Here is a 26,458-nt window from a genome sequence, read left to right as displayed (position 1 = left end):
GAGAAGTTTAAGAGGGTTCTCTCTCCAATTTCTGGTTGTTGCAGGGTTGGACGGGTTCAGTTTAGCGGCCTAGCCGGTTTTCTGTTTTTGTCGTTTTCCCACGCGCACCTTGCTCAGGGCATCACGGCAGCGTTCTTCGGCGTTATTGAGTTCTTCCTGAAGACGCTGGATATCCCTGAGTTGCTGGCGCATGTCGGCCTGCTTCTTTTCCAGAATATTGAGCATGTAAAGCAGTTGTTTTTCATCGCCCTCGGTCGTGGAGTCATACATGTCGAAGAGCTCTTTGCTCTCGGCCAGGCTGAATCCCAGACGCTTGCCACGCAACGTCAGCATCAGACGCACCCGGTCCTTGGGGCTGTAGATCCGGGTCTGTCCCTGGCGGGCAGGGTTTAAGAGTCCCTGCTGCTCATAAAAGCGGATGGTTCGAGTGGTGACATCGAACTCCTTGGCCAGGTCGCTGATACTGTAAGTACGAAGTTTAGGGGTTGTGTTCATGATTTTCTTAGATTGAAAAAGGGCTTTTCGCTAACTCTAATCAAGGTTGACGTTTACGTAAAGGAAAATGAGCGATTTTTTTAAACTAAGATGCTATTAACGTCATAAGCGCAGGTCAGAGCAGAATTTATTCCAGATGCTTTTCTGCATTTCCTACATCCATGTAGGTCACCAGCAAAACTGATCGAAATAAGCGGAGTTTACAACGAGTAAATGAGCATTTTGAGATCGGTTTTAACGCAGTATTACCAAGCTAAGGGCGTTAATCAGTAACGATTGACGCGGCGGTAATTGGCCGGACTCACCCCCATAACCTTTTTGAACAGACGCGAAAAGTAGTAGCTGTCTTCATAGCCCAGTTGCTCGGCAATGCTGCGAATTGAAGACTCGCCGGAATCCAGTAGATAGCAGGCGCGTTCTATTTTCATATGCAGGTAGTGCTGGATTGGTGTCTGTCCGGTCATTTGCTTGTAGCGGGCGATAAAGTGATAACGGGAAAGACCGGCCGTTGCTGCCAGGCTGTCCAGATCCAGGCGGCCTTCCAGGTTTTGGCGCATCTGTTGATGGAGTTCATCCAGATCCAGCTCGGTCTGTTGTTTGGGTTGAATGCCCGAGTGAGACAGAGGCAGGGCGGTCAGTAGTTGGCGCAGGCGGTTGGCAGCATGAATAAGGGGCTGCTCACGAAAACCGCTGTCCTGTACCGAGAGAAGGCCGTTAAAGTCGACCAGTAGGCGCGGCTGACGTCCCAGGTGGAGGCGGCGGGTCTGGCCGCTAAAGCCCAGGTACTGGCGGAAATAGGGAGCCAGGGGGCCGGAATAGTGAATCCAGTAGATGGTCCAGGGGTTGGCATCCGGCGTGGCATAGCGATGGGCTTCGCCACTGGGGAGAAGCAGCAGGTCGCCTGCTTCCACCTGGATCTTCTGGTTGCCGGTTGTGAGCACGGCCTCACCTTCGGTGCAATAGATGAGGAGTTCATCATCATGGCGGTCGCGATGCATGCGGTGACCACGCGCCCGGCGATAGTGGCCGAAGGATAGTGGGTAGATATCCCGGGTGAGGGGATGCTTTTGCAGCAGTTGAACAAGCCTTTGTGGCAAAACATAGCGCAGGCTGTCAGGGGGCAGTGGCCAATCAGATGTAGTCGACATCGCAATATAATCCATCTTGCGAACAATTTAGTCAATTTACGTGCGCGTCAACTGCTGCTAGTTTTGAATCTAACCTAGCAGGTGCTCGGTTTTTGCTGACGATAATCCTGAGGACAAAGCATGGACTTTAACCTGACAGAAGATCAACTGGCGTTTCGTGATGCGGCAAAAGCCTTTGCCGAAAAATCCATGGCTCCCCATGCCGCCCAGTGGGATGCCGAACATATTTTTCCCGTTGATGTAATCCGGGAAGCCGGTGAAATGGGCTTCTGTGGTCTCTATACCCCTGAAGCCCAGGGCGGTATGCAGCTCTCGCGGCTGGATACCAGCGTAATCGTGGAAGAACTGGCTGCGGCCTGTCCGTCTACCACTGCTTACATCACCATCCATAACATGGTCAGCTGGATGGTCTCCAGCTTCGCCCAGCCTGAAGTGGCTGATGAACTCGGCCCTCTGCTGGCCAGCGGCGAATACCTGGGTTCCTATTGCCTGACCGAACCGGGTGCGGGTTCCGATGCCGGCAGCCTGAGAACCAAGGCGACCCGTGAAGGTGACGACTATATCCTGGAAGGCTCGAAGATGTTTATCTCCGGTGCCGGTTCCACGGATATTCTGGTGGTCATGGCTCGTACCGGTACGCAAGAAGAAGGGGCCAAGGGGGTTTCCGCCTTTATTGTGCCCGGAGATGCCGAAGGGATTGAATACGGCAAGTCGGAAGAAAAAATGGGCTGGAACAGCCAGCCGACACGCCTGGTAACCCTAGATCGGGTGAGAGTGCCCGCGAAATATCTGATGGGTCGTGAGGGCGAAGGCTTTAAATTTGCCATGAAAGGTCTGGATGGCGGGCGTATCAATATTGCCACCTGCTCGGTGGGTGCGGCTCAGGCGGCCTTGACCCGCAGCCGTGAATACCTGCACGAGCGCAAGCAGTTTGGTCGCGAGCTGGCTGGTTTTCAGGCTTTGCAGTTCAAACTGGCGGATATGGCCACCGATCTCACCGCAGCGCGGCAGATGGTGCGCCTGGCTGCTTTTAAGCTGGATCAGGGTGATCATGAAGCGACCCTTTATTGCGCTATGGCAAAACGTTTTGCCACGGATGTCTGCTTCAATGTGATTGATGAGGCCCTGCAGCTGCATGGCGGCTATGGTTATATCCGTGAGTATCCGCTGGAAAGATATCTAAGGGATGCCCGTGTGCATCGAATTCTTGAAGGAACCAACGAGATCATGCGCCTGATCGTGGCGCGTCGGGTTCTGGAAGCAGGCGTTTTGGAGGCTATTCAATAATGACCGATCTGCTCAAGTACGAAAAAAAGGGCCATGTGGCGCTGGTTACCATCAACAACCCACCGGCCAACACCTGGAATGAAGAATCCCTGTCCGGCCTGAAAAAGCTGGTCGAAGAGCTGAATGCCGACCTGGATATTTTTGCTCTGGTGATTACCGGTGAAGGCGAGAAATTCTTTTCTGCAGGCGCTGACCTCAACAAGTTTGCTGATGGCGACAAGGCCGTTGCCAGAGATATGGCGCGTCATTTCGGTCTGGCTTTTGAGGCCCTGACCAACTTCCGCGGTGTTTCCATCGCAGCCATCAACGGTTTTGCCATGGGTGGCGGCCTGGAGTGTGCGCTTTCCTGTGATATCCGTATTGCCGAAGAGCAGGCCCAGATGGCATTGCCCGAAGCCAAGGTTGGTCTGCTGCCCTGCGCCGGAGGTACCCAGAATCTGCCCTGGCTGGTGGGTGAAGGCTGGGCCAAGCGCATGATTCTTTGCGGCGAGCGCATCAAGGCTGACAAGGCGTTGGAAATCGGTCTGGTTGAAGAAGTTGTCCCTCAGGGCAAGAGTCTGGAGAAAGCCCTGGAACTGGCGGAAATGGCCTGTCAGCAGTCTCCTTCCTCGATTGCCTCCTGCAAAACGCTGGTCATGAATGCGCGTGAAGGCAAGGCGCATACGGAAGGCTGGCGTCTGGAGCGAGAGCTGTTTGTGGATCTGTTTGATACCGAAGATCAGACTGAAGGCGTTCAGGCTTTCCTGGAGAAGCGTCAGGCTGAATGGAAAAACAGGTAGCTTGAAGCAGTCATGGGAAGCCTGGATGGCCTGACCAGAACACCCGGCTTCCTTGCTGAAGCGAGCAGCTTTTGAAAGTAGTAAGAGTAATAATCAATAAAGAGGGCAAGCCATGAGTGATTTACCGGTAATTTTCAGCGAACTGCCGCTTAATAACGGTCAACTCCTGGGGGTGGCGACTCTGAATGCGCCCAAGGCCCTCAATGCCCTGTCGCTGGAAATGATCGAGCAGCTGCTGCCCAAGTTTCGTAGCTGGGCGGATGACAAGCGCATCGCTGCAGTCTGGCTGGAAGGTAGTGGTGACAAGGCTTTTTGTGCGGGTGGCGATATCGTCGCCCTTTATCGTTCCATGACCGAATATTCCGGTGGTGGCGATCCTTCCCAGGTGAATGCCTACGCCGAAACCTTCTTTTCCACCGAGTATCGGTTGGACTACCTGATTCATACCTACCCCAAGCCTCTGATCGTCTGGGGCAATGGCATCGTCATGGGCGGCGGCATGGGCCTGATGGCCGGGGCGGCCTATCGTGTCGTGACCGAAAGCTCACGCCTGGCCATGCCGGAAATTACCATCGGTCTTTACCCTGATGTGGGCGGTAGCTGGTTCCTCAATCGCATGCCCGGGCGCACGGGGCTTTTCCTGGGCCTGACGGGTGCTCATCTCAATGCCGGTGATGCTCTCTTCACGGGTCTGGCTGATCGCTTTATCAAGCATGAGCAGCGTAATCGGGTGCTGGGTGCACTGGAAGAGGCCGGTTGGGAAGATCCCTGGAAGACAGTCAATCAGACCCTGCGCGAGTTTGAAGCGCCCTGTCTGGCTGAAGTGCCCGATTCCCCGGTACAGGATCATTATCAGCAGATTCAGTACCTGACCGACGCCGACTCCCCGGTGGAAAGGGTCAAGAAAATCACTAGTTATGACGGCGAAGACAAGTGGCTGCAAAAAGCGGTCTCTACCCTGGCCGCCGGTTCGCCCACCTCCATGCTGTTGATTCAGGAGGAGCTGGAGCGTACCCGTCATGCCTCCCTGAAAGAGGTGTTCCAGCAGGAGCTGGTGGTTTCGGTTAACTGTGCGCTCAAGGGTGAATTTGCCGAAGGCATCCGGGCCCTTTTGATCGACAAGGATAAAAAGCCACGTTGGCACTATCCCACCGTGGGCAGCGTCGAGCAGGAATGGATCGACAGCTTCTTCAAGCCGCTCTGGGGGATCAATCCTCTGAATGATCTTTAGCCGGGCGCAGGCCAATTAATCGGCTTTCAGGCCTGCACTGCAGGCCACCTACAACTTAAAAAATCGCATCAACCGGAGAAAAATAATGACAAAAATCGCATTTATCGGTCTTGGCAACATGGGTGGTCCCATGGCGCAAAATCTGGTCAAGGCAGGCCATGATGTCACCGGGTTTGACCTAAGTGACGCCGCTCTCAAGGAACTGGAAGCAGCCGGTGGCAAGACGGCCTCTTCCGCTGCTGCTGCGGTTGAAGGTGCTGAAGCCGTGGTTTCCATGTTGCCTGCCGGTCAGCATGTGGAAAGCCTCTATCTGGGCGATGACGGCCTTTTTAATCAACTGCCAGCCGGTACGCTGGTGCTGGATTCTTCCACCATTGCAGCGGAAACCGCGCGCAAGGTGGCCGAAGTGGCAGCCGAGAAGAAAATCCGCTTTATGGATACGCCGGTATCCGGTGGGGTGGGCGGTGCCAAAGCCGGTACGCTGACCTTTATCTGCGGCGGCGAAAAGGAAGCTTTTGATCAGGCCAAGCCCTTGCTGGAGCCCATGGCCAAGAATATCTTCCATGCCGGTGAAGCCGGTGCCGGCCAGATTGCCAAAATCTGCAACAACATGCTGCTGGCCGTACTCATGGCGGGAACCACTGAATCTCTGGCTATGGGCGTCAAGAATGGTCTGGACCCAGCCGTACTCTCGGAAATTATCAAACAAAGCTCGGGCGGCAACTGGACTCTGAACGTCTACAACCCCTGGCCCGGTGTGATGGAGGGTGTGCCTTCTTCCAACGACTACCAGGGCGGTTTCCAGGTGGATCTGATGGCCAAGGATTTGGGTCTGGCCATGGATACAGCGGTGGGCAGCAAATCCTCCGTGCCCATGGGCAGTCTGGCTCGTAACCTCTTTGCCCTGCATGCTCAAAAGGGCAATGGTGGTCTGGACTTCTCCAGCATCCAGAAGATGTTTGCTGAGTAGGCTTAACCTGTCCGGTACTGGGCTGCTTTTTCAGGTAATCTGCTATTCGGCGCATTCGGCTTTCCTTGCCTCAAGCGCCGCGCTGCGCAGTCCCTGCTACGCTTGACGCAGACAACCTGACCGCAGCCCTAAAGCTGAGTCGATACTGGAAAGTTGAAAGGGGCAGGGTGTCGGCTGAGGTTTGTGTGAACTTGAAAAGTAGCCACCAATGATATTGAGCTGGGTTTTAACGCAATCGAGCCGACACCCAGCCAATCAAAACGTCAAAAAACAAAAACAAGACAGAGACGAGGTTCCCCATGCAACTAGCGCAAGATGCACGCGAGCGTGCCTTAACCAATCCTGAAAGCTTCTGGGCCGAGCAGGCGGATCAAATTGTCTGGCATAAAAAGCCCACTGAAATACTCAAGGAAAACAGCGATGGCACTCACCAGTGGTATGCCGATGGTGAGTTGAATTCCTGCTATCTGTCCCTGGATCGGCACATCGAGGAAGGCAAGGGCGACCGTCTGGCCCTAATTTATGATTCGCCGGTCACCGATACCAAGAAAACCTACACCTACACTGAATTGCGGGATGCCGTGGCCCTGTTTGCCGGTGCTCTCAAGGCGCAGGGCGTAGGCAAGGGCGATGGGGTGATCATCTACATGCCCATGGTGCCCGAAGCGGGTATTGCCATGCTCGCCTGCGCCCGCCTGGGTGCCGTGCATTCAGTGGTTTTTGGTGGCTTTGCGCCCCATGAACTGGCGGTTCGTATCGATGACTCGCGCTCCAAGGTGGTACTGACTGCTTCCTGCGGCATTGAATTCACCAAGGTGATCGAATACAAGCCGTTGGTGGATGCCGCCATTGAAGAAGCCACTCACAAGCCGGAAAAAGTCATTTTGCTGCAGCGTCCCCAGGCGCAGGCAAGCATGCAGGAAGGTCGCGATCTGGATTGGCACGAAGTTCAGCAGGGCGTGGAGCCAGCAGCTTGCGTGCCCCTGGCAGCGACCGATCCGCTTTATATCATGTATACCTCCGGCACCACCGGCAAACCCAAGGGGGTCTTGCGGGAAAATGGCGGTCATGCCGTGGCCCTGAATTATGCCCTTAGAAACGTCTACAATATGCAGGATGGCGACGTCTGGTGGGGGATTTCCGACATCGGCTGGGTCGTGGGGCATTCCTTTATTATTTACGGCCCACTGATGGGTGGCTGCACCACGGTTTTCTACGAAGGCAAGCCGGTCCGCACCCCTGATGCCGGTGCCTTCTGGCGGGTGATTCAGGAATACCAGGTTAATGGTATTTTCTGTGCGCCGACCGCCTTTCGGGCCATTCGCAAGGAAGACCCCGAAGGCGAGCTCTTCCGCCAGTATGATGTTTCCTCGCTCAAGCACATTTTTGTGGCCGGTGAAAAGCTGGACTCACCGACCTACCACTGGCTGCACGAGCTATCCAACAAGCCGGTCTTTGATCACTGGTGGCAAACAGAAACCGGCTGGCCGGTCACTGCACCTCTGACGGGGCTGGGTGAGACTGCCATCCAGGTGGGCTCCACCAATAAATCAGTGCCTGGCTATGATGTTCAGGTGCTGCGCCCCGATGGCTCCCAGGCCGAAGCCGATGAGATGGGCTCCATTGCTATCAAGCTGCCTTTGCCGCCGGGTGTGGCCCAGACGCTCTGGGGTGATCACGAGCGTTATCTCAAATCCTATCTGAGCACCTTCCCTGGCTACTATCACACCGGTGATGGGGGGTATATCGATGCAGAAGGCTTTGTCTACATCATGGGGCGCACCGATGATGTGATCAACGTCTCCGGTCATCGCCTTTCTACCGGCGAGATGGAAGAGGTGGTCGCTACCCACTCGGCTGTGGCGGAATGTGCCGTGATCGGCGTTTCTGACGAGCTGAAAGGGCAGTTGCCCGTGGGTCTGATCCTGCTTAAGGATGGTGCGGATATCAGCCATGAAGCCCTGGAGAAGGAGTTAGTGGCTTTGGTGCGTGAAAAAATCGGTGCCCTGGCCTGCTTCCAGCGGGCGCTGGTGGTCAAGCGCTTGCCCAAGACGCGTTCGGGCAAGATCTTGCGCGCTATCCTGCGCAAAATCGCCGAAGGTGAGGAGTATGCAACGCCTTCCACCATTGATGATGTTTCGATTCTTCCCGAAATCAGTGATGCCTTGACTGAAGCTGGCATTACAAAAAAGGGATAAATTGATCCAGATCGCAAAAAAGTCCAAAAATACCCTTGTCGAGCCAGTTGTTATGGTTTACGTTTACGTCAAGGTCATTAAAAAAGACTGGTTCGACAAGCTCAATCAATAGCTGCAATAAAAACAACAGGGCACCTGCCCACAGCAAGAGGATTCACTATGAGCCAGGAGTTCGTGTTAGAAGCGCGAGGTCTGACCAAAGAGTTTCGCGGCTTCACCGCAGTTGACTCTGTCGACCTGCAGGTCAAGGAAGGGACGATTCACGCCCTGATTGGCCCTAATGGTGCGGGCAAAACCACGGTCTTCAACCTCCTGACCAAATACCTGACACCCACCCGTGGCGATATCCGTTATCGCGACAAATCCATCAATGCCATGAGCTCCAACGAGATTGCTCGTCTGGGCATGGTGCGCTCCTTCCAGATTTCTGCGGTCTTTCCTCACATGACTGTGCTGGAAAATGTCCGGGTAGCTCTGCAGCGTCCTCTGGGCAATTCCTTTCACTTCTGGAAGCACGAGCGGGTTCTCAACAAACTGAATGACCGCGCTTTGGAGCTGCTGGATTCAGTGGGTCTGGCGGACTATGCCGATATCACCACGGTTGAGCTGCCCTACGGGCGCAAGCGCGCCCTGGAGCTGGCAACCACCCTGGCGCTGGAACCCACAGTGATGCTGCTGGATGAGCCCACCCAGGGCATGGGTCACGAGGATGTCGATCGCGTGGTCGAGCTGATTCGTGAAGCGGCCAAGGGGCGTACCGTTCTCATGGTCGAGCACAACCTGAGCGTGGTGAGCAAACTGTGCGACAAGATTACCGTTCTGGCACGCGGTGCTGTTCTGGCCGAAGGCGATTACGCGACTGTTTCCCAGGACCCCCGAGTGCGTGAAGCCTATATGGGCAGTGATGATACTCAAGTAGAGGGGGCCCACTGATGACCAGTGCCACTGATAAATCCTTTGAAGATCTGCGCATCAGCGATCTGCATTCCTTTTATGGTGAATCCCATATTCTTCACGGCATCGATCTGAACGTGAAGCGCGGCGAGCTGGTAACCCTGCTGGGCCGTAATGGCTCCGGGCGCAGCACCACCCTGAAATCCATCATGAACATGGTGGGTAAGCGCACCGGCTCCATCATGATCAATGGTGAGGAAACCATTAATACCCTGCCTCACCATATCGCCCGCCTGGGCGTGGGTTTCTGTCCCGAGGAAAGGGGGATCTTTGCCAGTCTCAACGTTGAAGAAAACCTGCTGCTGCCGCCCACGGTGCGCAGTGACGGCATGAGCCTGGACGAGATCTACGATATGTTCCCCAACCTGCTTGAGCGTCGCAAGAGTGTGGGAACCCGCCTTTCCGGTGGTGAGCAGCAGATGCTGGCCATGGCGCGGATCCTGCGCACTGGTGCTCGCATCCTGCTGCTGGATGAAATTACCGAGGGTCTGGCTCCGGTTATTGTTCAGAAGCTGGCCGAAGTGCTGGAGAAGCTGAAATCCAAGGGCCTGACCATTCTGCTGGTGGAACAGAACTTCCGCTTTGCAGCCCCGATTGCTGACCGTCATTACCTGATGGAACACGGCCAGATCGTGGAAGAAATTCGCAAGGATGAGCTGGAAAGCAAGCAGGAGATACTGAATACCTACCTGGGGGTTTAATGCAGCCTGCAGGTATACGAAACAAGGATTTATTTTAGCTACCGGCTATTCATGGATGATGAAAAAGAAAACAAAAACAATGAGTAAAGCCTGGCAAGGCAACGGAGTAAAAATAATGAAAATGATGAAAACTGTACTAGCGACCGCCATTGCGTCCAGTTTCGTGATGGGTGCCACGGCGCAGGCCGACGACCACGGCATGTCCGACAACGAGCTGCGTATCGGTTACCTGGCTGACATGTCCGGCACCTACCGTGACCTGGCTGGCCCCAATGGTGAAACCGCCATGCGCATGGCCATCGAAGATTTCGGTGGCAGCGTCAATGGCCGCGAGATTACTGTTCTGAGCGCCGATGACCGTAACAGCCCTGACGTTGCTTCCAGCACCGTGCGTGAATGGATCGAAAGCGACAAGGTCGACATGGTTCAGGGTCTGGTAGCCTCTTCGGTTTCCATTGCCACTACCAAGGTGACCAATGGCACCGATACCCTGGCACTGGTCAATGGTTCTGCTGCTTCCAGTATCACCAACGAACACTGTACTCCCAACCACATCCACTGGACTTATGACACCTACCCACTGGCGAACGGTACGGCCCAGGCTGTTGTTGCCGAAGGTGGTGATAGCTGGTTCATGGTCACTGCCGACTATGCTTTCGGCCACGCTCTGGAAGCTGACGTCACCAAGGTTGTGGAATCCAACGGTGGTGAAATCGTAGGTGGTGTGCGCCATCCTCTGTCCACTGATGACTTCTCTTCCTACATGCTGCAAGCCCAGGCTTCCGGTGCTGATGTTGTCGGTCTGGCCAACGCTGGCGGCGATACCGTTAACTCCATCATTACAGCCGGTGAGTTTGGTCTGGCCCAGTCCGGTCAAACCGTTGCCGCTCTGTTGCTCTTCCTGACCGACGTTCACGCACTGGGTGTAGAAACCGCTCAGGGTATCCAGCTGACCACCGGTTGGTACTGGGACAAGGACGAGGAAGCTCGCGCCTGGGCTGATCGCTTCTATGAAGAAACCGGCGCTCGTCCTTCCATGGTTCACGCGGGTATCTACTCCAGCACCATGCACTACCTGAAAGGCGTAGAAGCCACAGGTAGCGACAAGGCTGCTGATGTTCGCGCCTGGATGGCGGACAACGAAATCAACGACATGTTTGCCCAGGGTGGCTATGTACGTGAAGACGGCCGTATGGTCCACGACATGTACCTGGCCGAGGTAAAAACTCCGGCTGAGTCTGAAAACGAATGGGATCTGTACGAAATCGTTCGCACCATCCCAGGCGACCAGGCCTTCCGTCCTCTGTCTGAAAGTAAGTGTCCACTGGTGCGCTAATAAATACCCATTTATTGGTGTAACACCTTCGTAACTCAGCGGGGCCTTCTCCGGCCCCGCTCTCCAAGCCAACATCTTAGGGGATGGTACGCAGATGACCATGATTTTTGGAGTGCCCGCAGCCGCATTTTACGGGCAGTTGCTGCTGGGGTTAATCAACGGTGCTTTCTACGCACTTTTAAGCCTGGGGCTGGCGGTCATTTTCGGCCTGCTGAAAATAATCAACTTTTCTCATGGTGCTCAATACATGCTGGGGGCCTTTGCCGCCTACCTGCTACTTAGTGTTCTGGGCATCAACTATTGGGCAGCTTTGTTTTTGGCGCCCCTGATTGTCGGCCTCCTGGGTGTTCTTATTGAGCGCTATCTGTTGCGCCGTATTGCACATATCGATCATATCTACGGCCTGCTGTTGACCTTTGGTCTGGCTCTGGTCATCCAGGGCACCTTCACCAACTGGTTTGGTGTGTCCGGCAGCCGTTATCCGGTTCCTGAACTGCTCCAGGGTGGGATTAACCTGGGCTTTATGTTCCTGCCTATCTATCGCGCCTGGATCGTGGTGGTGGCCCTGGTGGTCTGTTTTGGCGTCTGGTTCATGATTGAAAAGACCAAGCTGGGCGGCTATCTGCGTGCCGGTACCGAAAACTCGGCGCTGATGCAGGCCTTTGGTGTCAATGTTCCTCTGCTGGTGACCCTGACCTATGGTTTCGGGGTGGGTCTGGCCGCCCTCGGCGGGGTTCTGGCCGCACCGGTGTATTCGGTGTCACCCGACATGGGCAGTAACCTGCTGATCGTGGTCTTTGCCGTGGTGGTTATCGGCGGGATGGGTTCGATCGTCGGCGCCATCCTGACGGGGCTGCTGATGGGCATCGTCGAAGGTCTGACCAAGGTTTACTACCCGGAAGCCTCCAATGTGGTGATCTTCCTGGTGATGATTATAGTTCTGCTGGTTCGTCCTGCCGGCTTGTTTGGAAAGGGGGCTTAATCATGGCCACAACCGATACCAAAATATCTGCGGCCCAGCTTGCCAAGCAGGCTGAAAACCGCCGCCGTAACATCTTCTATCTGGTGCTTCTGGCACTGGCACTGGTGGCCCCTTTTGTTGCCTATCCGGTCTTTTTGATGAAGATCCTGTGCTTTGCACTCTTTGCCTGTGCCTTTAACCTGCTGCTGGGTTATGCCGGTCTGCTGTCCTTCGGGCATGCTGCCTTCCTGGCCACCGGCGGTTACATGACCGGCTTCCTGCTATCGACCTACTCGATCACACCGGAAATCGGCATCATCACGGGCACTCTGGCTTCAACGGTGCTGGGTACCTTCTTTGGCATCTTGTCGATCCGCCGTCAGGGGATTTACTTTGCCATGATTACCCTGGCACTGGCCCAGATGGTCTTCTTCATGTACCTGCAGGCTGATTTCACCGGCGGTGAAGATGGTCTTCAGGGGGTTCCGCGTGGCAACCTGTTTGGCATCTTTGATCTGTCCAATAACCTGACCATGTACTACTTTGTGCTGGCAGTTTTCATCTTTGGGTTTCTGCTGATCCAGCGGACGGTGCATTCGCCCTTCGGGCAGGTGCTCAAGGCCATTCGTGAAAACGAGCCTCGTGCGATTTCCCTGGGTTACAACACCGATGTCTACAAGCTGGTGGCCTTTGTCATCTCGGCAGCCATTGCCGGTCTGGCCGGTTCCACCAAAACCGTGGTCTTCCAGTTGGCTTCATTGGGTGATGCCCACTGGCACATGTCCGGTGAGGTGATTCTCATGACTCTGGTCGGTGGTGTCGGCACCCTCTTTGGTCCGGTACTGGGTGCAGGCTTTGTACTCACGCTGGAACATCAGTTGTCCCAGAGTTTCCTGGGTGACTGGGTGGATGTCATCCTCGGTGTCATCTTTGTGGTCTGCGTACTGACTTTCCGCGCCGGTATCGTCGGGGAAGTGCAGAAATTCATGAAAAAGAACTTCAACTAATCAGAGTTTTACTAATTTTAGCTTCATCCTCAGTTGCTCAGTGGGTCACGTCTCTGTGCCCTTGCTTGACCTGCCGGGAAACCGGCGGGTCTTTTTTGTTGACCCCGGCCTAAAACACGACCTAGAGTTAGCAGATGACAACTTGAGGAATAGAAGGAATGAACAAGAAAGCTCGTCTGGCCTTGACCAGTCTACTGCTGGCCAGTCTGGCCTGGATGCCTCCCGCACTGGCTGAAAACGGCTCACTTTCTTTTGATCGGGATACTGGCAGCAGCTTCTCCCAGCGCCTGCAATTTGACCAGGCAGAGTCTGAAGAGGAAGAAAGCGAAACGGTCGAAAACTCACCTGCCCAAGCGGCTGAAACTAACCGTGAAGCCAATCGCGAAGCCAACCGATCCTCCCGATCTGCTCCCCAGGAAGCCCGAAACAGCCAGGCAGCTGCCCAAGCCGAAAACGCTTCTTCAGCAGCCAGCTCGGATACTGGTGAAGCTCGCTGTGAAGTCTTTGCGCGGCTGGAACGTACTGAAGGACAGGTCCGAGTCAGTCGGGCGGGTCAGCCTTTTCCCCAGCGGGTAAGCAGTCTGCCCCACGATCTCTGCCCGGGTGACAAGGTACAGACGGTTTCCGGAGCTCGTGCGCATATCGGTCATCCCGGTGGCCAGGTGGTGATGTCGGAAAACAGCCTGCTGGTGGTCAACAGCATTGACGAGGTGGAACTCGAAGAGGGGGCCGCCCTGTTTGATATAGCTCGCCGTGAAGAGGGCCGTTTTACCGCCCGTACTCCGCTGGTGGTGATCGGGGTTAAAGGCACCCGCTTTCTGGTTGCCAGTAATGACGAGCGCAACGACGTGGCGCTTTTCAGTGGCGAGGTGAATGTCGGTCGTCAGGATGGCGCGGAAATGGCCTACTACCAGGCCAAATCGGTCGATGAGATGACCTTTGCCGAATACCAGGAATACCAGCGCCGCGAGTTCCGGGAATTTCGTGACAGCTTTAACCAGGAATTCCAGGACTACAAGGATCAGGTCATGGCCGAGTTTTCCACTTTTTGTGAAGACGTGGACATGCAGCCGGGACGCCAACTGACCCTGGGTGAGGCTGATGGGCAGCCCGAAGCCGTGGGTGCACCGGTGGACAAGGGCTTTGAAGCCCTCAAAGATGATCTGAGCGACTGGTTGTAATGCAAGCAGGATTCAAGCTGCTGCGTGACCAGTGGCAGCTCTGGGCACTATTAAGCGGTCTGTTGCTGGCGTTGATGCTGCTTAGCCTCAAGCCGCCGGTGATGGTGCAGGCGCTCTCCTCGGCCCTGAGCGATTCCTACTACGACTGGAACCCCCGTAGCTACCCGGATGACCTGGTGTTTGTGGAAGTGGAAAACACCAGTGTGCAGCAGTTCGGGCGCTGGCCCTGGCCGCGCAGTCTGGTGGCTGCCGGGCTGGAGCGAATGCATCAGGCTCGGGTGATCGGGGTGGATATCGCCTTTGCCGAACCCACCCGCCCGCAAGAAGATCAGGCCCTGGCCGCCAGTCTCTATCAACTGCCCGTGATCGGGGGCAGCTTCCTCAATGGCCCCCAGGCCCAGGCGCTGGACGAAGCCGCCTATGGCCGGGTGCTGGATTCTGCGCTGATGCAGGCTCAGGGTGCCCGGTTATTGGAAAGCCGCGAGCTGGAACTGCCCATCCCCCTGATACGTGATGCCTATCCTGCTCTTTCGGCCCTGAATATCCAGCCGGATGCCGACCAGCGTTTTCGCCACTATCCCCTGGCTTTTTGGGTCAGGGATGCTGCCTTTCCCAACCTGGGCGTACAAATGTGGCGGCTGGCGCAAATGCAGGATTTGGTACTGACCCAAGACCAAGCCCTGCTGGGCGAGCGCAGCCTGCCGGTGGATGAGCTGAATCGGGTCAAACTCAATTTCTATTCGGGTAGCGACTACCCGCGCATTACTTTTGCCGAGCTGATGGCCGATGACTGGAATCCGGAGCGCCTGCAAGGCAAGTGGGTGATCCTGGGCATCAGTGAAGCCGGGATTACCGATTTACGCTCTACGCCCCTGGGGCAACTGGCCGGACCGCTGGTGCACCTGACCTTCCTTGGCAATTTGATGGATTCCAGCCTCTTGCAGGATCTGCAGGGGGGGCACCTGCTGGGTGTCTTGCTTCTCTGCCTGCTTGGGCTACTGGGGCTGTTGCAATTGCACCAGACTTGGCTGCGTTTTGCCGGTTATCTGATCCTGCTCCTGGGTGTTTATGCCGGGGGTGTTGTTCTTTACGTTCAGGCTGATCTCTGGCTGGAGGTCTTCTATCCGCTGCTTTTCCTGGTGCTGGGTATCATCGGTGGCGAACTCTGGCTGTTCCTGATTAACAAGGCCAAGGCCGACCACCTGCGCCAGGCGTTTGGTAGCTATGTTGCTCCGGCGTTGGTGGAAAAAATTGTCGGCCAGGAAAGAGAGCTGAAACTGGGCGGCCAACGCCAGCAGATGACCCTGCTCTTTTCTGACCTGCGCAACTTCACCCCGACCACCGAAGCCCTGGAAACCGAAGAGCTGGTACGTCATTTGAACCGCTACTTTGATGCCATGATCAATGCGCTCCAGGCCTATCGCGGCACCCTGGACAAGCTGATTGGTGATGCTGTCATGGGGCTTTTCAATGCCCCCCTGGCCGATGAAGATCACAGCTACCATGCCTGTCTGGCGGCTGCGGCCATGCAGTGGGCTCTGGAGGATTTCAATACCGACTTTCCCGAGGGGGATGTCCGGCGTCTGGCCATGGGCATCGGTATCAACACCGGGGAAGGGGTCGTCGGCAATATCGGCGGTCGTCAGCGTTTCAACTACACCGCCATTGGTGATGTGGTCAACGTTGCTGCACGTCTGGAAAGTGCCACCAAGGAAGTCAATCAAGCCTGGAAGGCGGCGATTGCCGAGGGCGAAACCAAACCCTGCGCCAGTGTCGATATTCTGGTGGGTGAGGGCGTCTACGAGGCCGTGAAGGGTCGCCTGCCGCTTTATCCCGTGGGCGAACTGAGCCTCAAGGGCAAATCCTCGGGGCTGGCTGCCTGGGCACTGGACTGGCGTGCACTGGAACCTGACTGGCTCAAACAGCAAGCCGAGCAATTGTTGCAAGGCTGACTTGCGTTCATTTGTCTTTCTGTATATTCTTCATTGTAATTTAAATGATATTTCTTATTACTTTTTAAGAAAGACCGGAGACGCAGGATGAAGCTTCAACAGCTCAGGTATATCTGGGAAGTGGCCCACCATGATCTGAATGTATCGGCAACCGCACAGAGTCTGTTTACCTCCCAGCCGGGCATCAGTAAACAGATTCGCCTGCTGGAAGACGAACTGGGCGTGGAAATCTTTGCCCGCAGTGGCAAACACCTGACCCGGATTACCCCGGCAGGCCAGGTGGTGATCGATCTGGCTGGTGAGATGCTGCGTACTGCCGATAACATCAAGAAGGTGGCGCAGGAATTCAGCAACGAAAAACGCGGCAGTCTGGTGCTGGCCACCACCCACACCCAGGCACGCTTTATCCTGCCGGATGTGATCAGCCAGTTCATGGAAAAATACCCCGATGTGACCCTCAGCCTCAAACAGGGCACACCGCCGCAGATCGCCCAGATGGTGGCTGATGGGGAGGCAGACCTTGCCATCGCCACAGAATCCATCGCCAACTACAACGACCTGGTGACTCTGCCCTGCTACCAGTGGAACCGCTGTGTGCTGGTGCCCAAGGGGCATCCACTGGCGCGCGAGAAAAACCTGACCCTGGAAAAGCTGGCTGAATTCCCGCTGGTGACCTACGTCAGTGGCTTTACCGGTCGGGCCAAGGTGGATGAAGCCTTTGCCAAGGCCGAGCTGGAGCCGAAAATCGTCTTTACCGCAGCCGACTCGGATGTCATCAAGACCTATGTGCGCCTGGGGGTGGGCATCGGTATCGTCGCCCACATGGCTGCTGACGAAGATGAAAAGGATCTGGAAGTCCTGGATGCCAGCCATCTGTTTGAACCCAGCGTCACCCGTCTGGGCATTCGTCGGGGCACCTTTATGCGTGGCTACTTCTATGACTTTATCGAAAAACTGGCGGCCCATCTCGACCGGGATACCCTGGATCAGGCCCTGATGACCTCCAGTCGCCAGGAGATCGAGCAGCTCTTTGATGGACTGGAACTGCCCAAGCGTTAAAAAACCTTTATACTAGGCAGGTTTAAACATGCTGGAGAGTGGAAGGGTACCTACCCGGCTGCTCTCGGGTTAGCACCCAAACCCTATTGAACTCCATCAAAGCTGAATAAGATAAAGGATCATTATGGAACTGGCCTGCCTGGATCTGGAAGGGGTACTCATCCCGGAAATCTGGATCGCCTTCGCTGAAAAAACCGGTATCGAAGAACTCAAAGCCACCACCCGCGACGTGCCTGATTACGACGTGCTCATGCGTCAACGCCTGCGTCTGCTGGATGAAAACGGCCTCAAGCTGCCGGATATCCAGGCCGTGATTGCCGAGCTGGAGCCGCTGCCCGGTGCGATTGAATTTACCAACTGGCTGCGTGAGCGCTTCCAACTGGTGATCCTTTCCGACACCTTCTATGAATTCGCCATGCCACTGATGAAGCAGCTGGGCCACCCCACGCTTCTGTGCCACAAGCTGGAAGTCAACGACGAAGGGCGAGTGGTCGATTACAAACTGCGTCAGCGCGATCCCAAGCGCCAGAGCGTGCGTGCCTTCCAATTGCTCAACTACCGCGTGATTGCCGCAGGTGATTCCTACAACGACACCACCATGCTGGCCCAGGCCGAGCAGGGCATTCTCTTCCACGCACCCCAGAATGTGATCGAGGAATTCCCGCAATTCCCTGCTGTTCACAACTACGAAGATCTGAAAAAAGCCTTTATCAACGCCAGCGACAGAAAACTGCAGCTTTGATGGGGCCGCCCTGGCTTTAACGCCAGGGCCTTCCTCGGGCAGTCCACTGCTGACTGCCCCGCTTATTTAAGGGCGCTTCGCCCGACCTCTCCTATAAATACTAAAACCCGATGAGGTGATCATGACGACTTCCCTAAAAGGCAAACGTATTTGGATTACCGGTGCCAGCTCCGGCATTGGTGAAGCCACCGCCCGCAAACTGGCCAGTGAAGGGGCCAGCCTAGTGCTCTCTGCGCGGCGTAAAGATCGGCTGGAAGCCCTGGCCGCTGAATTAAAAGAGCAGGGCACCCAAGTGACCCTGGAACCGGTGGATGTCTCCCGCCGTGACGACATGGAAGCCCTGGGTGAGCGTCTTAACGCCGCCGGAGGCATCGATGTACTCATCAACAATGCCGGCACCATGCCGCTCAGCCCCATCGTCAACGGCCGGGTGGATGAGTGGGAGCAGATGATCGACGTCAACATCAAGGGCGTGCTCTATGCCATCAATGCCGTTTACCCCGGCATGGCCGAGCGCAAATCCGGGCATATCATCAACATCAGCTCCGTGGCTTCGCGGGTGACCTTCCCCAGCTCCGGCGTTTATTCCGGCACCAAGTTTGCCGTGCGCGCGATTTCCGATACCCTGCGTAAGGAAGCCATTCGCTTTAACGTGCGGGTGACCGATATCCAGCCCGGCTCGGTGGATACCGAACTGCCGGACAGCATCCAGCACGAGAAGATTCACAAGGCGGTAAAAACCAACATGTACGGCGAAGACATGCCCATCCTCAAATCCGAGGATATCGCCAATGCTATCCACTATGCGCTCAGCCAGCCCGAGCACGTGGGCATTAACGAACTGCTGATCCGGCCCACCATCCAGGAAGGCTAGAAAACTGCTAAACTGACAAGGAGGTCTTCAATTCGAGAGGCACGCATGAACCCTGAACTCAAGGAACTCCCCTTGCCAGAGCGAGTACAACTGGTCGAAGACTTGTGGGATAGCATTGCCGAAGAACAGCATTCACTTGGGCTCACTACTGCTCAAAAAGCAGAGTTGGACAAAAGACTCAGTGCCTTGGAGCAAAGCGTGGATCAGGGTCGCGATGCTTTTGAATTCATGGATGAACTTCGGAAGAAGCTGTGAGTCACGGATTAAACTTAACAAAGCAGGCACAAGCAGATCTTGAACAAGCCACTTTCTGGTATGAAGAGCAGGCTTCAGGTTTAGGGCAACAATTTCTTGATGAAGTGACCGCAACCCTGACAAGAATCCAACAGAATCCACGCCTCTATCCAACCATCTACCGCAAAGTGCGCAGGGCCATTACGCGCAAATTTCCTTTTGCTATCTTCTGCTTAATCAAACAAAAACAGCTGCTTGTGATTGCAGTGATGCACGCAAGTCGCGACCCAATGAACTGGAAGTACAGGACATAATCATGCTGATCTACATTCACGGTTTTGCCTCCAGCGCTCACGGCAGCAAGGCCCGCCAGCTGCGTGACTGGTGCCAAAAAGAACAAATCCCTTTTGTAGCCCCCAGTCTGCCGTATATCCCCGAACTGGCCATCGACACCCTGCACGATCTGGTCGTCAGCTATCAGGAGCTGGGTGAACCCGTTGCCGTGATAGGCTCCTCACTGGGCGGCTTTTACGCCACCTGGCTGGCCCACCACTTTAACCTGCCTTATGTGCTGATCAACCCGGCGGCAGAAGCCTGGGTAACCCTGGCCCAGGCCGAAGGACTGGTAGAAAACTACCATGATGGCGCCCGGTTTGAATGGACCCACGAGCACACCCGCAGCCTGGAAAACTACCGGGTTGATAACCCGGAAACCAGCAAGTGCTTACTCCTGCTGCAAACCGGCGACGAAGTGCTGGACTACAACAAAGCCCTCAAAGCCTATACCCACGCCGAAACCATCCTCGAAGAAGGCGGCGACCACAGCTTCCAGGGGTTTGAAAACCACCTCAAAACCATCACCGACTTTTGTCTTAAATATCAATGACCGCTTGAAAAAAGCCAACAAGGATGTTCGCCAAGCTGCCAACATCCCGGCGGTAGCGTGCCGGGCTTCTCTAAAGCCTATCCAATGGGCTGGCAGTTCCTGCGAAATGCTGACCAATCACATGGGTGTAAATCTGGGTGGTTTTTACATCGGTATGTCCCAATAATTCCTGCACCGTGCGAATATCCCTTCCTGCTTGTAATAGCTGCGTCGCAAAAGAATGCCGGAAGGTGTGGCAAGTAATCCTCTTGTGATTAATACCGGCCTTGCGTACAGCAACATTCAACGCCTTGCGAACTACAGAGTCATGCAAATGATGCCTGCAAACTTTTCCTGTTATAGGGTGATGGCACCAGCTTGTTGACGGAAAAACAAACATCCAAGCTGGTTGCCGATAAGCAGAAGGATATTTACGATCCAAAGCATAGGGTAGTGAAGGTCCAAAACCTTGAGCGTTATCTTTAACCGTATTTCAATGACTTCCTGAATCAATGAGTGGATATCAGGAATCAAACGATTGGGTAATAAAGTACTTCTTGATTTGCCGCCTTTACCATCATGGACAAAGATACTGCCGTGATCAAAATCGAAATCCTTCACTCTAAGCCGTAAGCATTCATTGACTCGAAGCCCGCCGCCATAGAGTAAAGAAAAAATGAGCCGGTTACGTTTATCCAAATGAGAAAGAAGCAACTGAACCTCCTGTGGAGATAGCACCACAGGCAAGCGCTGAGTCTTTTTTGCTGGGTTAAAGGCAAGATCACCTAAAGGCTGATCCAAAAACTGATTATATAAGTAAGCTAGGGCATTCAAGGCCGTTCTCTGTGTATTGATGGTTACATTTCTGCCATTGGCCAAGTCAGACAGAAAGAGGCGAATTTCCTCGTCTCCCATGTCTTTAGGGTGACGTTTATGGTTAAAAATGATGAAACGCTTGATCCAGTGTAGGTAGGTTTTCTCTGTCTTGAGCGCGTAACCTTTCTGGCGTAAATCCTGACGAATCGAATTGAGAAAAGGGCTAGCTGACATAAGGTTCTCCTTGATTGGACTAAGACAAAACTGTATGGATGAACAGTATATCTTGACCAGGACACAAAAAGATGCTCACTTCTCTGCAGCTAGTGCGCGTTCTGCCATTTAGATCAACTGATCAACAAATAAAAATCAAAGTGTTACAAAAAGAAAAAGCGGGATAGAGTGCGCACAACTAATCAGGATAGGCGGCACGCACGGTTTGTCGGCGAAGCTTGATCTGGGTTCTGGTAAATCAGCAGTAGATACAGTAGCTTGGGGTAAAAGGTAGGCTGATATCCAGATCGTGGAAACGCGCATGCTTACTATTAAAATGTTATACAGAAAAGAGGAAGTCTAAAGTTTGGCTGCGAAGATAACTCCAAGGCTCATCGAGCTGACATACGAAGCACTCCTTGCCTCTCATTGGCGGCGAAATGCTTTGCGTAAATTTCTGATCGCTTCTCACGTTTCTGAGAGCTTTCTGAAGTCTTGGAGTGCCGAGGAATCAAAGCGCGACTTGCTGGATAGACTCTTTCCGAAGCTGCAAACATCAGATCGTGGCAAGGCCCTGATAGTTCAAATGGCCCGAAGCCTTGCGGAGAAAACCACTTTTCCTGATCTCAGAAATTGGGAAGATTCTGACAAGAAGATCCAAGAAGCGCACAAAGCGGTGCAGGAACTTAAAGCATATCTGAAGCAGCAAGACCAAGAAGTCAAAAGTGAAAAGGAAAGGCGGGAGGCCCAGGAGCGGGCCAGCGAGGAACGCAAGAAAATTCAGAAGTCGCTGACAGATAAAACGAAACTCCAGAATCAACTTGACGAAATGCACGTCCAGGTCGGCACTCAAGAGGGCGGTTACGAATTCGAGAAGTGGTTTTATCAGTTACTGGATTTCTCAGAAATTACAAACCGCCGACCATACAGAACGGATGGAAGGCAAATTGACGGTTCACTGACCCATGATGGGACCACTTATCTTGTCGAATTGAAGTTCACAAGAGAGCAATCGACAGCAACAGACATCGATTCCCTGAAGGCAAAGGTTAATAAGATGGCGGATAACACTATGGGAATAATGGTTTCCATCTCCGGTTACAGCAGTACCGCCATCTCTGAGGCGTCAGGGAGTAAAACCACCCTTCTAATTTTCGACGCCAGTCACCTCTACTTATTTTTGTCGGGGGCCATGTCGTTTGGTGAAATTATATCTAGGGTCCGACGGCATGCCTCACAAACCGGTGAATCTTACCTTCCGGTCCCTAGGTTCGGCGGGTGAGTTCTGTATAACCAATGCAGGCAACGGACGCTCCTGACGTCGCGCCCCTGCTGCAAGCGTTATGTGCTTAAATTCGTTGAGATTTTCGAGATATTATAAATGACCGAAACCGTAAAAAGATTGGAGCCAACAAAGGATACCCTTAGAGAACTTTTTTTGAAGTCTGGCAATGAATGTGCTTACCCAGGTTGTACGCACAAGATTATTTCTTCTTCAGGGGTTTTCTTATCTCAGATTTGTCATATAGAGGCTGCGAATGAAGGGGGAGAGAGATTCAATCCAAACCAGACCAATGAACAACGACGCTCTTTTGATAATCTACTTTTGATGTGCCATGCACACCACAAAATCACTGATGATGTTAATGCATATCCTGTTGAAAGAATGAAAGACATTAAATCTCAGCATGAGTCAAAGTTTACTGATATTGTTTCAACCATACAGAATTCCTTCACAGATCATACCGAGCATTCCAAAGTACAAGGACCTTCATCCTTAGACCGAATTAACCGAGTTCTAAGCTGGAATAATACAAGTGATGAGCTTGTAGAAACTTTGGAAGATATATCAGTCTTCTCTAAACGCTTGCTGACTCTTCCAATGCAAGCTCGGCAAATACTCACACTGATGGTCAAGAGGTCTGCATATGATCATATTAATCGACTTCATATATCGGAACATGAAATAAATCTAGCCACCGGCGCTGATATATCAGAACTAAGAAAAGTTATTCAGGTTCTGGACAAGTATGGGTTCATTCAAGAAGGGTTTCCTGATGACTTTAACCTGCCCGTCATTGAAATATGCGAAATTGAGAGGGGCTGGCCTTTCCTAAAAGACCTAAAGGAATTTTGTGAGGCTGAAGATATAGCATTAGACGAAGTTCTGGTGGATTTGAACTTTGCTTTATTAGATTGAATCCAGCACATAACAAGGCGCTCTTGCCGGACTGGTTTTCCACTGCGCTACAAAGCAGCCGCAAAGCGCGACATTATGTTTCTTGAGTGAGCCAGTAATAACTCCAGAAATTACACTAACTTTTCAAAGGAAGAAGTAACAATTATGAAGAATGACCTTTCTGTACGGTCTATGTTGGTTGACAAAATGACAGGTAAATACATTAAGGCGGTTGATGAAAGGGACTTGTGTGACTATTTACCACTGCTGACAAAAGATTCTGAAGAGGGTCGTAAAGTTCAAATTTTTGATTTTACTCCGATAGTTCAGTATTTTCATAGTGAGTTAGAAAGCAAACTGAAACAGAGAGAGCATCGAGATCTGATAATTAAACGAGGTACTGTTTTTAACACATGGATGAGGTTGAGAACGATTACTAATGATAATTTACTGTGTCAACTTAGCTCTCAAATAATGAAGGATTCAGAAGAGGTTTTGAGCTGGATCCATACAAGATTGCCTGATTTAAAGCTTAATATAAGTGCAGCAGTACAACAGCCTAATTCATATACAAACGCTAAGACTGAGGCGTTGAAGAGATTTTCAGATGATGTAGAAGTGTTCTTTGAAGTATTGCTGTGCAATATTCATACTACTGCAAAAGTCGATATTACTTCACTAAAGTCAGATTTTATTATTACGGAGCATTGTCAATCTATTAGAGCCGATATATTGGAACTATTAGAGAATGAGACAGATTATCGTAATAGAGAATTTTCTTGGTCTAGTTCCATCCATAACATTTGTATGGAAGATCTGGGGATAAACGCTGAAGCTTTGGTTCATCTCATTGACTCCGAGATGAGTGTTGAAGACATTAAGAGACAGATTATTAATCAAGCGAAATGGGAAACTGAGTGGCAAGGAAGTCGAGAGTATAGGAAGTACACTTTAAGTATTCCAAAGGCTGATGACGATAAAATTGAAAGAATCAAAATATTGTCTAGGTTACTTGAAAATATAAACTCAATACTTTCGTTGCTTGATAGGCTTAAAAATTCTGACGCTTATTTTAATGAAGATAGTGAAGAGCAGGCAGAGTTTGAGTCTAATATTAAAGGATTACTTCCAAATCAAAACATAACAAGTCATTCCAAGTGACGCCTATGGCGCACCTGAATGAGGCGTTATAACGAGGAAACCTGATGCCGACATGGGATGAAGACATTGTGAAAGCGTTTGAGAACCTCGGTGGCAGCGCCAATTATGGTGCGCTGTACGCTGAAATCGAGCGTATTCGTCCCAATCTCCCGGGAAGTTGGAAATCCGTTGTGCGGCGCAGGGTGCAAGACCTCTCCTCGGACTCCGCAGGATTCAAGGGCGGGAAAGACCTTTTCTTTTCGGTTGAAGGTTTGGGGGCTGGTGTATGGGGGCTTAGGTCTTACTTGGGGGAGACTCCAACAGCTTCTGATTTACCGGAAGGCGTGGAAGAGCCGAGTCGAGCATATACGCTTACATATCGTGTTCTGCGGGATACGGCCCTTGCGCGTAAAATAAAGGTGATACACCAAGACCAGTGTCAAATATGCGGTATGGCGGTGTCCCTTTCAGACGGTAAAACTTATTCTGAGGCACACCACATCATCCCACTTGGTAAACCTCACAACGGCTCAGATGTTCCAGGAAACATCATTGTGCTGTGCCCGAATCATCATGTGCTCTGTGATTACGGAGCGATTAGGCTGGATCTTCAAATTCTCCGGCAAGTTGAAGGGCATCAGGTGTCTCAGCAAAGCATTGATTACCACAATCGGAGCCTTTTGGGGCGTCCGTTATAACAAGTGGGTGAAGCTGACCGGTACTACGCTGCGCTCCGCACCGCCAGCTTACCCAAGGCGTTATGCGTATAGGAGAAAAATTTGAACTCTAAAGAATTAGTTGATGAGTTGAGAATCAAATACCACTCTCCAAATAACAAGCACTTATCAGAAAGTTTGGGACTGTCATATTCGACAGTGCAAAAATGGAGTAATGAACCTAGAAACCTCACTGTTAAGCAAGTAGTGAGCGTAATAGAAAAAGTAAGCCAGCAATCTGTGTTTGATGCCCATTCATATTCAATTAAGCCAATAGTTGAGTACTATCCTATTGAAGTGGCAGAATCGAAACAAGGTGCGCATTGGGAGTTGTTTGACTCTGATGTTAGTGGCAATAAGAGACAGGAAGACATCAAAGATTACTTGAGAGATTGCTACGGTGTTTATGTATTCTATGATTCGAGGGGTGAGGCTTTATACATTGGTAAAGCCAAGGATCAAAGCCTATGGGATGAAATGAAGAGTGCATTCAATCGAGACAGGCAAACTCAAAAAATTAAATTAGTATCTCATCCATATACTGGTACAGGCTTCAAGCCTGCTTTTGAATCACCAAGGAAAATAGAAAAAACTAATTTACAGCTAGCAGATATGGCTTCTTATTTCTCAGCTTATGAAGTTGAGGGCGACATGATTAATAATGTCGAGGCCTTGTTAGTAAGAGTTTTCGCAAACAGTATTTTAAATGTCAAAATGGAAAAGTTTGTTGAATAGTCAAAAATACGCATAACAAACAATTTAAGAGTGATTCACCACGCTTGGCATTTTTGGTTTGGGTGTCAATGGCCATTTATTTTGACCCACCTTTGGCCAATAAAATTGACCCACCTGGTGCGTTAGTTGGTTAACTTTTCTTTCAGCCGATAGCTTTCTCCTCCCAGCATAAAGATGTGTGAGTGATGGATGATCCGATCCACGATGGGGATGGCCACATTATCGTTGTGGAAGAACTCACCCCAGTCGGTGAAGTCCTTGTTGGTGGTCAGGATGATGGAGCGGTATTCATACAGACTGTTCACCAGTTGGAAGAGGTTGTAGCGGGACTGGCGGCTCATGGGCAGATAGCCCAGCTCATCAATGATCAGCAAGTCGTTTTTGGCCAGCAAGCTGATCCGCTTTTTCAGTTCACCTCGCTTTTCAGCCAGTTCCAGTTCTTCCACCAGGGCCATGGCGGTTTTGAAGACCACCCGATAACCTGCTTCGATGGCTTTGTAACCCAGGCCGATGGCCAGGTGGGTCTTGCCCACCCCCGGTGGCCCAATAAACACCAGATTCTGACGTTGATCCAGGAAGTTGAAGTCCAGCAGTGCACTGATCTGGCGTTTATTGATGGTGGTCTGATGACGGTAATCGAAGTCGTCCAGGCGTTTTTCCATCGAGAAGTGAGCCTGTTTGAAGT

At 52.5% G+C, this 26,458-nt stretch carries 28 protein-coding genes; 23 read left to right on the top strand and 5 right to left on the bottom strand.

The genetic code is table 11. The features are described 5' to 3' along the window. Positions 1 to 69: 69 nt before the first annotated feature. A complete protein-coding gene (locus DFK18_RS12475) occupies positions 70 to 495 on the bottom strand; it encodes a MerR family transcriptional regulator (RefSeq protein ID WP_114418603.1) in 426 nt (141 codons plus the stop codon). 266 nt (positions 496 to 761) lie between these two features. Next, positions 762 to 1,643, bottom strand: a complete 882-nt coding sequence (locus DFK18_RS12470; RefSeq protein WP_114418602.1) for an AraC family transcriptional regulator — start codon at positions 1,641 to 1,643, stop codon at positions 762 to 764. A 120-nt stretch (positions 1,644 to 1,763) separates the two neighbouring features. Between DFK18_RS12470 and DFK18_RS12465 the strand changes: the two genes are divergently transcribed. The 18 genes from DFK18_RS12465 (at position 1,764) to DFK18_RS12380 (ending at position 19,995) form a co-directional block, all read left to right on the top strand. Then, complete coding sequence (locus DFK18_RS12465; protein ID WP_114418601.1) at positions 1,764 to 2,930, top strand: acyl-CoA dehydrogenase family protein; 1,167 nt, start codon at positions 1,764 to 1,766, stop codon at positions 2,928 to 2,930. Then, positions 2,930 to 3,709, top strand: coding sequence for an enoyl-CoA hydratase (locus DFK18_RS12460; RefSeq protein ID WP_114418600.1), 780 nt, complete (start codon positions 2,930 to 2,932; stop codon positions 3,707 to 3,709). The genes DFK18_RS12465 and DFK18_RS12460 overlap by 1 nt, the downstream gene beginning before the upstream one ends. A gap of 112 nt (positions 3,710 to 3,821) precedes the next feature. Beyond that, complete coding sequence (locus tag DFK18_RS12455; protein ID WP_114418599.1) at positions 3,822 to 4,940, top strand: enoyl-CoA hydratase/isomerase family protein; 1,119 nt, start codon at positions 3,822 to 3,824, stop codon at positions 4,938 to 4,940. An 85-nt stretch (positions 4,941 to 5,025) separates the two neighbouring features. Next, positions 5,026 to 5,910, top strand: coding sequence for a 3-hydroxyisobutyrate dehydrogenase (gene mmsB / locus DFK18_RS12450; protein ID WP_114418598.1), 885 nt, complete (start codon positions 5,026 to 5,028; stop codon positions 5,908 to 5,910). A gap of 299 nt (positions 5,911 to 6,209) precedes the next feature. Further along, complete coding sequence (locus DFK18_RS12445; RefSeq protein ID WP_114418597.1) at positions 6,210 to 8,108, top strand: propionyl-CoA synthetase; 1,899 nt, start codon at positions 6,210 to 6,212, stop codon at positions 8,106 to 8,108. Positions 8,109 to 8,267: 159 nt separating this feature from the next. Then, positions 8,268 to 9,041, top strand: coding sequence for an ABC transporter ATP-binding protein (locus tag DFK18_RS12440; protein ID WP_114418596.1), 774 nt, complete (start codon positions 8,268 to 8,270; stop codon positions 9,039 to 9,041). Further along, positions 9,041 to 9,763, top strand: a complete 723-nt coding sequence (locus tag DFK18_RS12435; RefSeq protein WP_114418595.1) for an ABC transporter ATP-binding protein — start codon at positions 9,041 to 9,043, stop codon at positions 9,761 to 9,763. The genes DFK18_RS12440 and DFK18_RS12435 overlap by 1 nt, the downstream gene beginning before the upstream one ends. Positions 9,764 to 9,878: 115 nt before the next feature. Further along, on the top strand, positions 9,879 to 11,099 hold the full coding sequence (locus DFK18_RS12430; protein WP_114418594.1) for an ABC transporter substrate-binding protein: 1,221 nt from the start codon (positions 9,879 to 9,881) through the stop codon (positions 11,097 to 11,099). A gap of 94 nt (positions 11,100 to 11,193) precedes the next feature. Continuing rightward, entirely contained in the window at positions 11,194 to 12,081 is an 888-nt protein-coding gene (locus tag DFK18_RS12425; protein WP_114418593.1) for a branched-chain amino acid ABC transporter permease, read from the top strand. A gap of 2 nt (positions 12,082 to 12,083) precedes the next feature. Next, a complete protein-coding gene (locus DFK18_RS12420) occupies positions 12,084 to 13,067 on the top strand; it encodes a branched-chain amino acid ABC transporter permease (protein ID WP_114418592.1) in 984 nt (327 codons plus the stop codon). A gap of 158 nt (positions 13,068 to 13,225) precedes the next feature. Continuing rightward, positions 13,226 to 14,248: a FecR domain-containing protein gene (locus tag DFK18_RS12415; RefSeq protein ID WP_114418591.1), complete on the top strand. Its 1,023-nt coding sequence runs from the start codon at positions 13,226 to 13,228 to the stop codon at positions 14,246 to 14,248. Then, a complete protein-coding gene (locus tag DFK18_RS12410) occupies positions 14,248 to 16,200 on the top strand; it encodes an adenylate/guanylate cyclase domain-containing protein (protein ID WP_114418590.1) in 1,953 nt (650 codons plus the stop codon). The genes DFK18_RS12415 and DFK18_RS12410 overlap by 1 nt, the downstream gene beginning before the upstream one ends. Before the next feature lie 87 nt (positions 16,201 to 16,287). Next, positions 16,288 to 17,259: an HTH-type transcriptional regulator CysB gene (gene cysB, locus DFK18_RS12405; protein ID WP_114418589.1), complete on the top strand. Its 972-nt coding sequence runs from the start codon at positions 16,288 to 16,290 to the stop codon at positions 17,257 to 17,259. Between the two features lie 124 nt (positions 17,260 to 17,383). Next, entirely contained in the window at positions 17,384 to 18,001 is a 618-nt protein-coding gene (gene thrH, locus DFK18_RS12400) for a bifunctional phosphoserine phosphatase/homoserine phosphotransferase ThrH (protein ID WP_114418588.1), read from the top strand. A 121-nt stretch (positions 18,002 to 18,122) separates the two neighbouring features. Next, complete coding sequence (locus DFK18_RS12395; protein WP_114418587.1) at positions 18,123 to 18,875, top strand: SDR family oxidoreductase; 753 nt, start codon at positions 18,123 to 18,125, stop codon at positions 18,873 to 18,875. A 45-nt stretch (positions 18,876 to 18,920) separates the two neighbouring features. Next, entirely contained in the window at positions 18,921 to 19,130 is a 210-nt protein-coding gene (locus tag DFK18_RS12390) for an addiction module protein (RefSeq protein ID WP_114418586.1), read from the top strand. Beyond that, on the top strand, positions 19,127 to 19,423 hold the full coding sequence (locus DFK18_RS12385) for a type II toxin-antitoxin system RelE/ParE family toxin (protein WP_114418585.1): 297 nt from the start codon (positions 19,127 to 19,129) through the stop codon (positions 19,421 to 19,423). The genes DFK18_RS12390 and DFK18_RS12385 overlap by 4 nt, the downstream gene beginning before the upstream one ends. Before the next feature lie 2 nt (positions 19,424 to 19,425). Further along, positions 19,426 to 19,995 (top strand): YqiA/YcfP family alpha/beta fold hydrolase, encoded by a 570-nt coding sequence (locus DFK18_RS12380; RefSeq protein ID WP_114418584.1) that lies wholly within the window; start codon positions 19,426 to 19,428, stop codon positions 19,993 to 19,995. 70 nt (positions 19,996 to 20,065) lie between these two features. Here DFK18_RS12380 and DFK18_RS14770 read toward each other — a convergent pair whose 3' ends face one another. Together DFK18_RS14770 and DFK18_RS12375 are read right to left on the bottom strand one after the other, a co-directional pair. After that, complete coding sequence (locus tag DFK18_RS14770; protein ID WP_218563958.1) at positions 20,066 to 20,374, bottom strand: tyrosine-type recombinase/integrase; 309 nt, start codon at positions 20,372 to 20,374, stop codon at positions 20,066 to 20,068. Further along, the gene (locus tag DFK18_RS12375) at positions 20,332 to 21,024 is read right to left on the bottom strand and encodes a phage integrase N-terminal SAM-like domain-containing protein (RefSeq protein WP_218563957.1); all 693 of its coding nucleotides are present in this window, start codon (positions 21,022 to 21,024) and stop codon (positions 20,332 to 20,334) included. Before DFK18_RS12375 ends, DFK18_RS14770 begins: the two co-directional genes overlap by 43 nt. A 346-nt stretch (positions 21,025 to 21,370) precedes the next feature. Between DFK18_RS12375 and DFK18_RS12370 the strand changes: the two genes are divergently transcribed. The 5 genes from DFK18_RS12370 (at position 21,371) to DFK18_RS12350 (ending at position 25,773) form a co-directional block, all read left to right on the top strand. Further along, complete coding sequence (locus DFK18_RS12370) at positions 21,371 to 22,285, top strand: restriction endonuclease (protein WP_218563956.1); 915 nt, start codon at positions 21,371 to 21,373, stop codon at positions 22,283 to 22,285. A 99-nt stretch (positions 22,286 to 22,384) separates the two neighbouring features. Next, positions 22,385 to 23,203 (top strand): hypothetical protein, encoded by an 819-nt coding sequence (locus DFK18_RS12365; RefSeq protein WP_114418583.1) that lies wholly within the window; start codon positions 22,385 to 22,387, stop codon positions 23,201 to 23,203. A gap of 144 nt (positions 23,204 to 23,347) precedes the next feature. Further along, the gene (locus DFK18_RS12360; protein WP_114418582.1) at positions 23,348 to 24,343 is read left to right on the top strand and encodes a hypothetical protein; all 996 of its coding nucleotides are present in this window, start codon (positions 23,348 to 23,350) and stop codon (positions 24,341 to 24,343) included. A gap of 44 nt (positions 24,344 to 24,387) precedes the next feature. Further along, positions 24,388 to 25,020: an HNH endonuclease gene (locus tag DFK18_RS12355; RefSeq protein ID WP_114418581.1), complete on the top strand. Its 633-nt coding sequence runs from the start codon at positions 24,388 to 24,390 to the stop codon at positions 25,018 to 25,020. An 81-nt stretch (positions 25,021 to 25,101) separates the two neighbouring features. Beyond that, positions 25,102 to 25,773, top strand: coding sequence for a GIY-YIG nuclease family protein (locus DFK18_RS12350; protein ID WP_114418580.1), 672 nt, complete (start codon positions 25,102 to 25,104; stop codon positions 25,771 to 25,773). Positions 25,774 to 25,895: 122 nt separating this feature from the next. On the opposite strand, the gene istB is transcribed toward DFK18_RS12350, so the two are convergent. Next, positions 25,896 to 26,458 (bottom strand): IS21-like element helper ATPase IstB (gene istB, locus DFK18_RS12345; RefSeq protein WP_114418579.1); only part of this gene is annotated, 563 nt, incomplete at its 5' end.

The organism is Marinospirillum perlucidum (genome assembly GCF_003336805.1).
Classification (GTDB): domain Bacteria; phylum Pseudomonadota; class Gammaproteobacteria; order Pseudomonadales; family Halomonadaceae; genus Marinospirillum; species Marinospirillum perlucidum.
Note: the sequence above shows the minus strand (reverse complement) of the source record. Positions and strands in the feature narration are given on the sequence as shown.